We start from the raw sequence: 8,937 nt of genomic DNA, 5'->3' as shown, positions 1-8,937 counted from the left end.
CGGCCAGTACGCGCGCCTGCGACCAGTCCGGCAGCGGCGCATCGTCGATGGCGATGATGCGCACCTCGTTCGGTGCGACCACGCTGCCGACGCAGGTGCCGGCACCGCCCTCGGTGGCCGCGCGCGTACGCTCCAGCTCGCGCCCCTCGACCACCGCCACCGGCAGGCACTCGGTGGCGCCATACGGTGTCCAGAACTGGGCATCGGCCGGCAGCAGGCTGCGGATGGTGGCAACCACGTCCGGCGGCACCGGCGCACCGGCCGAGGTCACCCGGGTCACCGTCGGCAACGGCCGCCCGTGCCGCGCCAGGACCCGCATCAGCGCGGGCGAGCCGAACAGCTGGGTCACGCCGAAACGCTGGATGGCGTCATGCAGGCGCGCCGGGTCGGCCTGGGCCGGCCGGGTCGGGTCCATGTCCGGAATCACCGAGGTCAGGCCCAGTGCCGGATCGAACAGCGCAAACGGCGGGAAGGTCGGCAGGTCCACCCCGCCCGCCTCCATGCCGAAGGCGCTGCCCAGCAGCTCGATCTGGCCGACGAAGTGGCGGTGGCGGTAGACCACGCCCTTGGGCACGCCGGTGGAGCCGCTGGTGAACAGGATCGCCGCCGTGTCCTCGCCATCGGTGTCGGCCAGCATCGGGCCGCTGTTGGCGCCGGCACGCTCCAGCGCGGCCAGCGTGGTACCGCCCCAGCCCAGGCGGCGGCCAACCGTGACCAGACGGGTCGCCGAAGGCGCCCAGCGCAGCGCCAGCCGCGCCACGTGGGCCAGCGGGATGCCGATGAAGGCCTGCGGYTGTGCCTCGTCCAGGCACTGCTTCAGCGCGCGCTTGTCGATGCCGGGATCGACCAGCACCGGCACCGCGCCCAGCTTGAACAGGGCGAACATCAACAGGAAGAACTCCGGCGACGGCCGCACCATCACCACCGTGCGCACCCCACGGCCGATGCCGTAGCCAGCCAGGCCGGCCGCCATCGCATCGCTGCGGGCGTCCAGCTGGCGGTAATCCAGGGTCACGTCGTAGGCCGCCATGCCGTTGCCGGCGCCGCGGCGGCCCGGGCAGCGGATGGCGATCTGGTCGGGGCGTTCACGCGCCAGCTCGGGCAGCCGCGCGGCGATGTTGCAGGATCGGTTCATCCGTTCATTGTCGCCGCTTACGGAATTTCTTGCGCGGCGGCCGCCAGCGTGGAAAATCCGCATCCTCGTCCCTTTCCCGATGCCGCCCGAGGCGGCTTGCCCATGCAACATCCCTGCATGACCTGCGGCGCCTGCTGCACCCAGTACCGCGTGGCCTTCCACTGGATGGAATCGGACGAGGTCACCCCCGGCGGCGTGCCGCACCAGCTCACCGAGGTGCTCGACCCGCACCGCCTGTGCATGCGCGGCACCCATTCCAAGCCGGTGCGCTGCGTGGCGCTGGACGCCCAGATCGGCGTCTATTCGCGCTGCACGATCCACCCCAACCGCCCCAGCGTGTGCCGCGAGGTGGATGCATCGTGGGAGTACGGCAAGGCCAGCCCGCAGTGCGACAAGGCCCGCATCGCCTATGGGCTGGATCCGCTGACCCTGGCCGACTGGCGCTGGCGCGACGGTGCGGACAACGACGACGACCACCCGGACGACAACGGCAACAGCCCCTCGCCACAGGCGCCAATCGCGGCGTAGTGGTAGTGCCGGCCGCTGGCTCATGAACCCGGCGCGCATTGCGCGCTTGCCGGCCAGCGGCCGGCACTACCGGGATCCGACCCGGGAACCGATCAGATCGGGTTCGCGTCCAGGAACGCCCGGATCTCCGGCACCAGCACTTCATGCTTGTCTTCCAGCACGTAGTGGCCGGCATCCTCGAAGGCATGCACCTGCGCCTTCGGCAACGCCGCCTGGAAGCCCTTCAGGAAGTGGTGGTCGAACACGAAATCACGCAGGCCCCAGCCGAGGAAGGCCGGACGATCGGCGAACGACGGCAGCGCCTTGCCGGCGCGCTCCAGCAGTGACCACGCCTTGTCGGCCGGCGACAGCGGAATGTCCTGCATGAAGCGGATGGTGCTGATGCGGTTGGCGTAGCTGTTGTACGGCGACACGTAGGCGCGGCGCACATCGGCCGGCATCTTCCGCTCCACGCCCAGCCACGAGGCACCGGAGGAGAACGCATTGAAGGTGCGGATGATCCACTCGCCGATCTTCCAGTGCCGGCCCAGCGCGATCTGCCACGGCATCTTCTTGGCCGCCGGCATCGGGAACGCGGCGGTGTTGAGCACCACCAGGCGCTTGACCTGGTCGTGGTGCGACAGCGCCCAGCCGAAACCGATCATGCCGCCCCAGTCGTGCACGGCCAGCGTCACCGGGCCGGTGATGCCCAGATGCTTCAGCAGCGCATCCAGATCATCCACCCGCGACTGCAGCGTGTACTCGTAGCGGCTGTCGTCAGGCTTGTCCGACAGGCCCATGCCGATATGGTCCGGCACGATGCAGCGGTACCTGTCCGACAGGCCGGCCACCAGCGTGCGCCAGTAATAGCTCCACGACGGGTTGCCGTGCACCATCACCACCACTTCGCCATCGCGCGGGCCTTCGTCGAGATAGTTCATCGACAGGCCGGGGCGGACCTCGAAACGCTGCGGGTGGGCGGGGTAACCGGGAAGCTGGGACATCGGATCGCACCTGTAGAAAGGGCCGGTAGAACCGGCCCTTGGACACTTGGAAACATCATCGCTGTCCGTCGCGAGCGATTGGCTGGCAGGTGCGGACGGCGCGCAGCAGGTCAGCGGTGACTTTTTTACCAGACCACTTCGGCCATCGAGCAGTTCAGGCCCGAGCCGATGCCCAGAAGCGCGATGCGGTCGCCCTTCTTCAGCTTGCCCAGCTGCTTGAGCTTGCTCAGCACGATCGGCACCGAGGCCGGACCGATGTTGCCGTGCTCGCCGAAGATGGTCATGACCTTCTTCGGGTCGATGCCGAAATTCTTGATGAACGCCGCAGTGTGCGGCTGGCTGACCTGGTGGATGACGAACTGGTCCAGCTCTTCCACGGCCCAGCCCAGTGCGATCTTGGCGGCGGTGAAGGTCTTCTGGGCCAGCTTGATGCCCTCGATCAGCAGCATGCGGGTGTCGGTGACCATGCGGTCCAGGTTGCCCAGGCACAGCTGGTTCCACTCGGTGGCCGAGCGGGTCACGCCACCCTTGTAGCGCGGCGCGTCGGGCACCAGCTCCGAACGGGCCATCACCATCGCGGCTGCACCGGACCCGGTGGTCAGCGCCGCCAGCTCGTTGCGGAAGTCGTCAGCGGTGACGTCCGGCGCGGTCATCCGCTCCAGGGTCTTTTCGTACACCAGGTTGGCGGTCTCGCCATCCACCACCAGCGCATAGTCGATCTCACCGCGCTCAAGCATGCGCGCAGCGATGTCCATGCCGTTGATGAAGGCCAGGCAGGCATTGGCGACGTCGAAGGTCATGCACTCGTCGCTGACACCGAGGTTGCCGGACACGATGGAAGCCGTGGACGGCTCCAGGTAGTCACGGCTGACCGAGGTGTTGATCAACAGGCCCACCTGCGTCGCATCGATGCCTGCGTCTTCCAGCGCCTTGCGGCCAGCCATGGTGGCCGCATCGGACGCCAGGACGCCGTTGTCCCACAGGCGGCGCGCGTGGATGCCGGCGATGTCGCCGAGGACGTCGGTACGGATACCAAGGCGATCCAGCGTCGGCTGCAGGCGTTCGTTGATTTCCTTGGTCGTCAGCGTGTGCGGCGCATCAACGTGAGCCAGGCCGGCAATCGAGACATTCTTGAAGAGCATCGAGGTTAGCGCCAAGGCTCAGGCAAAGGGGGCGCTATTCTATAACCCCCCGGGCCTTCACCGCATCTTTACGAATTCAGCCTTGGCCGTATGGTGAAGGATTCAGCGCGGCGGGCACTGGAAGGCGGCGAAGCGCTGGCTGCCATCGGCAGGGGCCGCAGCGGCCTGCACGGCGTTGGCGCCGGTGGTCGGGGCCTCGTTGCGGGCCAGGGTTTCCAGCTCTTCCTGCACGCGCAGCGGGTTGCGGTTGTAGAAGCCGACCTTGCTCTTCACGGTCACCACCACTTCGCCCTTGGAGATGCAGCCGGCCGGTACCGGGCCTGCCGGCAGCACGCGGGTCGCCTTGCCGGCCGGTTCGATCGGCACCCAGGTGCAGGCGGTGACGGTGAGCAACAGGGACGACAGCAGCAGAACGCGCATGGGCAGGATCCTGGAAGGGAATGTCAGGAGTGTGCCTGAACCGTCTGAATCAGGGATAGCCGGAGAGGGCTGCGGTAGCGCCGGGCCATGCCCGGCGGTTCTTCGAAGGCGTCCAGATGCCGCGCTGCGCGCTCGCCGGGCACGGCCCGGCGCTACCACCAGAGGCCTGCCCGCCGGAGCGGGCAGGCACATCACTTACTTCTTGACCGGGTTGCCTTCGGCATCGATCACGGTCACTTCGCCCAGGTTCAAGGCGCGCACGGCCGCTTCGGTCTGCTTGAGGTCACCCACCACCACCCAGGTCAGCGCCTGCGGCTTGATCTCCGCTGCCGCCTGCTGCACCTGTGCCGGGGTCATCGCTTCGATCTCGGCCTTGCGGCGCAGCACGTAGTCGTCCGGACGCTTGAACTGCACGATCGTGCCGATGGTCGAGGCCACCGCGCTGGCGGTCTCGTAGGCGCCGGGCAGGCTCAGCGTCTGGATGTTGCGGATGCGCGCCACTTCCGCGTCGGTCGCCGGCTTGCTGCCGTTGGCGAACTCGGCGATCTCCTTGCGCATTTCCGCCATGGCCGGGCCGGTCTTGTCGATCTGCACCGGTGCCATCGCCATCCACGGGCGCTGGCCCACGGTGTTGCTGGCGCTGGTGCGGGCACCGTAGGACCAGTGCTTGTCCTCGCGCAGGTTCATGTTCAGGCGCGAAGTGAAGTCACCACCGATCACGCCGTTGGCGATGTCGAAGCGGGTCGAGCTGGCGTCGCTGGACGGCGGCACGACCTGGCCGGCGAACAGGTTGGCCTGCACCGCGCCCGGCTGGTCGATCAGGAACACGCGCGGGCTCTTCGGAAGCGCCACGGCGGTGGTGGCCTTGATCGTCGGCGCATCACCGGTGGCCTTCCAGTCGCCCAGCTGCTTGTCCAGCAGCGGCACGATCTCGGCCAGGGTGGTATCGCCCACCACGATCAGGGTGCCGTCCTGCGGGCGCAGCCAGTCGCGGTGGAAGTCAACCAGGTCCTCGCGGCCCAGGCTGCTGATCGCCGCTTCGTCACCGCTGCCGGTGAACGGGATCGCGTACGGGTGGCCCTTGCCGTACAGCAGCGGCGGCAGCACGCGCATCGCTACCGCACCCGGGTTGACCTTCTCCTGCTGGATGCCGGCGATCCAGGTCGCCTTGACCCGGTCGATCTCGCTCTGCTCGAAGCGCGGCTCGCGCAGCAGGCTGGCATACAGCGCCAGCGACGGCACCAGGTTCTCCTTCAGCGCGGACAGTTCCACATCCACCGAATCCAGGCCTGCGGACGCATCGAGATCCGCACCCAGCGCATCGGCTGCATCGGCGAAGGCCAGCGAGCCGAGCTTGCCGGCGCCTTCGGTCATCAGGCTCATGGTGAAGTTGGCGGTGCCCGGCTTGCGGCCCTGGTCGGCGGTGAAGCCACCCGGGAACTGGTAGCTGAACTGCACCACCGGAATCTCGTGGCGCTCGGCCAGCACCACCTGGGTGCCGTTCTTCAGCGTGGCGCGCTGCAGGGCCGGGAACTTCAGCTGCGGGAACTCGCGGGTCTGCGGCACGCCGGCCTTGCGGTCCACCTGCTCGGGCAGGGTGCTGTACCTGCTGTCGACCGCCGGCACGTTGAACGGCTTCGGCGCCTGCGAGGGGTCTTCCTTCAGCGCCACGCGTTCACCCGGCTCGACCACCAGGGTGTGGCTGCCCTTGTCCAGCCACTGCGCGCCCAGGCGCTTGAGGTCGGCAGCGGTGGCCTTGTCGATGTTGGCCAGCGAKKTGCGGAAGCAGCCCGGGTCGCCGGTGTAGACCGTGCACTCGGCCAGCGCATCGGCCTTGCCACCGAAGCCGCCGATGCGCTCGATGCCACGGATGAACGCCGCGCGCGAGCCGGTCTTGGCGCGTGCCAGTTCTTCGGCGGTCGGGCCCTCCTTGAGCAGGCGCTCGATTTCCTCATCGATGATCTTTTCGACCTTGGCCGGATCCTGGCCCTGCTTCACCGTGGCCATCACCATGAAGTTGGAACCCAGCTGCGAGGCGTAAGCGCCGGCGCTGATGTTGTCCACCAGTTTGTCCTGGTGCTGCAGGCGCTGGCTCAGGCGCGAGGACTTGGCGCCGCCGAGCACATAGGCCAGCAGCTGCAGCTGGTCGACGTCGGTGGTGCCGACCTGCGCCACGTTCCAGGCGCGGTAGATGCGTGCCTGCGGCACCTTGTCGGTCATCACCTCGCGGGTGTCGGCCAGCCGCTTGGCCACGTCCACCTTCGGCTGCGCCATGGTCGGGCCGGCCGGGATGCTGCCGAAGTACTTGGCGGCCTTTTCCTTGGCGGTGGCCAGGTCGATGTCACCGGCCAGCACCAGTACCGCGTTGTTCGGGCCGTACCAGGTGCGGAACCAGGTCTTGACGTCGTCCAGCGAGGCGGCGTTGAGATCGTTCATCGAGCCGATCACGCTGTGGTGGTACGGGTGGCCCACCGGATACAGCGCGCGGTTGAGCTGTTCCCACACCTGGCCATAGGGCTGGTTCTCGCCCTGGCGCTTCTCGTTCTGCACCACGCCACGCTGTTCGTCGAGCGCAGCCTGGTCGATCGCGCCCACCAGATGGCCCATGCGGTCCGATTCCATCCACAGCGCCATGTCCAGCGCGGTGGTCGGCACGTTCTCGAAATAGTTGGTGCGGTCGGTATTGGTGGTGCCGTTCTGGCCGGTCGCACCCACCTGCTTGAAGGGTTCGAAGTACTCGCCGTCGTGGTTCTCGCTGCTCTGGAACATCAGGTGTTCAAACAGATGCGCGAAGCCGGTGCGACCGGCGGGCTCGTCCTTGCTGCCGACGTGGTACCAGATGTTGACCGCAACGATCGGTGCCTTGCGATCGGTATGCACCACCACGCGCAGGCCGTTGGGCAGGGTGAACTGCTCGAACGGGATATCGACCTTGCTGGTCGCGGCCGGCTTGGCCGCCAGCGCGTAGGTCGGCGCGAGCGTGCCGAGGGCAGTACTGAGAGCAACAGCGAGCAGCGCGGCGCGCGGGCGCAGGGTGAGCGACATATCCGGGTCCTTGGTCACGAAGGTGAATCCCGATCCTAGCGCGGGCGTGCGGCCACCGGTATCGGCCACCAGTCACTGGGGGTGATCGGCCCCATCGGCCTTCGTGATTGGCCGTCCCCGGGTCACGAACGGTGGTGATTCACGTCCGGACAGTGTCCGCAGCCCCCCGAATGGACAGGTGTCCGCCCTGCGGACACTTTCGGTGAGTCATAAAACCCTTATGAATCAACGACTAAAAGTTGGCACGGGGATTGCTTCGTACTTCCTGCGCCAGGAAGGGCTTCAGACGAAAGCTGACTGAAGACTGAACAAAAGCAGGAAATCGAAAATTCCGCTTGCATCCCCAGAACTGGTGTTCTACCTTACTACCACACCACTGMYCACCAACACTAAAYAGGCCCCGTCATGAACRCCAAGACCMTYGCCATYGCCATCGCCCTGATCGCCGGCACCGCGGTTGTTTCGTCGGTGCAGGCCTCCGAATCCATCAAGACCCTGTCCACCGTGCAGGTCCGCCCGGCCGCCGACCAGCTGGTCCAGCAGGCCTGGGAACAGGCCAGCGGCATCCCGACCCTGGCCACTGTCGAAGTGCGCCCCAGCGTCGACCAGCTGGCCGAGCGCGACGGCTTCATCGCCAGCCCGGTCGCCGCCGCGCTGCCGATCACCACCCTGGCCTCGGTTGAAGTGCGCCCGAGCCTGGAGCAGCGTGTCGCCCTGGCTGCCGAGCAGGAAGCCCAGCGCTACGCCGCCACCCTGGCAGCGGCCGCCACCAGCGTCGCCAACCAGGTGATCGTCAACCTGCCGGCCCTGCAGGTGCGTCCGAGCGCCGCCCAGCTGCAGGCCTTCGCTGCCGAAACCGCCCAGGTCCTGCTGCGCCCGTAAGCGACGTCCGCCCTGCCCCGCGCGGGGCGTGCGTCGTAAAGGCGGCCGCCGTCGCAGGTACACTGCGCCGATGAATGCCGCGCCCCAGTTCCACGTGATCCTGTTCCAACCGGAAATCCCGCCCAACACGGGCAATGTGATCCGGCTCTGCGCCAACACCGGCGCGCAGCTGCACCTGGTCGAGCCGCTCGGCTTCGCACTGGAAGACAAGCAGCTCAAGCGCGCCGGCCTGGACTACCACGAGTACTCGCGCCTGCAGGTGCATCCGGACCTGGACACTGCGCTGGCGCGGATCGCACCGAAGCGGTTGTTCGCCCTGAGTACGCGTGCCAGCGTCCGCTATGACAGCGTGGCGTTCGACGACGGTGATGCCTTCCTGTTCGGCCCGGAAAGTCGTGGCCTGCCGCAGGACGTGCTTGATGCCCTGCCCGATGGTCGCCGGCTGCGCCTGCCGATGCGGCCGGACAACCGCAGCCTCAACCTGTCCAACACCGTTGCGGTGGTGATGTACGAGGCGTGGCGCCAGCATGGGTTTGCCGGCGGCGCGTGAGGCCATGCTTCTCCCTTGCGCCCGATTGCTGAAGCGCGCGCATGCGTTCATGGGCGTTACTTTTCTTTCCGCGCGGAAAGAAAAGTAACCAAAAGAAACGCGCCGCCATCCGCGAGCCGGTGCTGCGCACCGGTACCCTGCGCTCCTCGGCCCGCCGGGGACGGCGCGGAACTCGCTGCGCTCAGACACCCGCGCCTCTCCGCCCCCGCCGGACCTGCGGTGCTCGGCTCGCTTCAAGGCGGACCCAAGTCA

8 protein-coding genes are annotated in these 8,937 nt (G+C 67.6%); 3 read left to right on the top strand and 5 right to left on the bottom strand.

Annotated elements, in window-relative coordinates; all coding sequences use genetic code 11:
• On the bottom strand, window positions 1-1,135 hold a 1,135-nt coding region (locus AC1DJN_RS19045), incomplete at its 3' end, for a fatty acid CoA ligase family protein (protein WP_478039794.1).
• Between the two features lie 102 nt (window positions 1,136-1,237).
• Here AC1DJN_RS19045 and AC1DJN_RS19040 point away from each other — a divergent pair.
• Entirely contained in the window at window positions 1,238-1,663 is a 426-nt protein-coding gene (locus tag AC1DJN_RS19040; RefSeq protein WP_025875849.1) for a YkgJ family cysteine cluster protein, read from the top strand.
• A gap of 92 nt (window positions 1,664-1,755) precedes the next feature.
• Here the strand turns inward: AC1DJN_RS19040 and AC1DJN_RS19035 are convergent, their stop codons facing one another.
• From AC1DJN_RS19035 to AC1DJN_RS19020, 4 genes are all read right to left on the bottom strand, one after another.
• Complete coding sequence (locus tag AC1DJN_RS19035) at window positions 1,756-2,646, bottom strand: alpha/beta fold hydrolase (RefSeq protein ID WP_033832736.1); 891 nt, start codon at window positions 2,644-2,646, stop codon at window positions 1,756-1,758.
• A gap of 125 nt (window positions 2,647-2,771) precedes the next feature.
• A complete protein-coding gene (locus tag AC1DJN_RS19030; RefSeq protein WP_025875853.1) occupies window positions 2,772-3,788 on the bottom strand; it encodes a 3-oxoacyl-ACP synthase III in 1,017 nt (338 codons plus the stop codon).
• A 102-nt stretch (window positions 3,789-3,890) separates the two neighbouring features.
• The gene (locus tag AC1DJN_RS19025) at window positions 3,891-4,208 is read right to left on the bottom strand and encodes a DUF4156 domain-containing protein (RefSeq protein ID WP_025875855.1); all 318 of its coding nucleotides are present in this window, start codon (window positions 4,206-4,208) and stop codon (window positions 3,891-3,893) included.
• Between the two features lie 195 nt (window positions 4,209-4,403).
• Window positions 4,404-7,253 (bottom strand): M16 family metallopeptidase, encoded by a 2,850-nt coding sequence (locus tag AC1DJN_RS19020; protein ID WP_478039796.1) that lies wholly within the window; start codon window positions 7,251-7,253, stop codon window positions 4,404-4,406.
• 405 nt (window positions 7,254-7,658) lie between these two features.
• On the opposite strand from AC1DJN_RS19020, the gene AC1DJN_RS19015 reads away from it, so the two are divergent.
• Both AC1DJN_RS19015 and AC1DJN_RS19010 read left to right on the top strand, forming a co-directional pair.
• The gene (locus AC1DJN_RS19015) at window positions 7,659-8,135 is read left to right on the top strand and encodes an XAC0231 family protein (RefSeq protein WP_478039792.1); all 477 of its coding nucleotides are present in this window, start codon (window positions 7,659-7,661) and stop codon (window positions 8,133-8,135) included.
• Window positions 8,136-8,205: 70 nt separating this feature from the next.
• Entirely contained in the window at window positions 8,206-8,685 is a 480-nt protein-coding gene (locus AC1DJN_RS19010; protein WP_032978095.1) for a tRNA (cytidine(34)-2'-O)-methyltransferase, read from the top strand.
• Window positions 8,686-8,937: the final 252 nt, after the last annotated feature.

The organism is Stenotrophomonas sp. 05L414_2, assembly GCF_056397905.1.
The sequence above is the reverse complement of the archived record's forward strand: the minus strand, read 5'-3'. Positions and strand labels throughout refer to the sequence as shown.

What these genes read in the sequence shown, in the direction of transcription:
- AC1DJN_RS19040 (WP_025875849.1), top strand. Translation starts at nt 1,238, where the DNA reads ATGCAACATCCCTGCATGACCTGCGGCGCCTGCTGCACCCAGTACCGC.
- AC1DJN_RS19035 (WP_033832736.1), bottom strand. Translation starts at nt 2,646, where the DNA reads ATGTCCCAGCTTCCCGGTTACCCCGCCCACCCGCAGCGTTTCGAGGTC.
- AC1DJN_RS19030 (WP_025875853.1), bottom strand. Translation starts at nt 3,788, where the DNA reads ATGCTCTTCAAGAATGTCTCGATTGCCGGCCTGGCTCACGTTGATGCG.
- AC1DJN_RS19025 (WP_025875855.1), bottom strand. Translation starts at nt 4,208, where the DNA reads ATGCGCGTTCTGCTGCTGTCGTCCCTGTTGCTCACCGTCACCGCCTGC.
- AC1DJN_RS19010 (WP_032978095.1), top strand. Translation starts at nt 8,206, where the DNA reads ATGAATGCCGCGCCCCAGTTCCACGTGATCCTGTTCCAACCGGAAATC.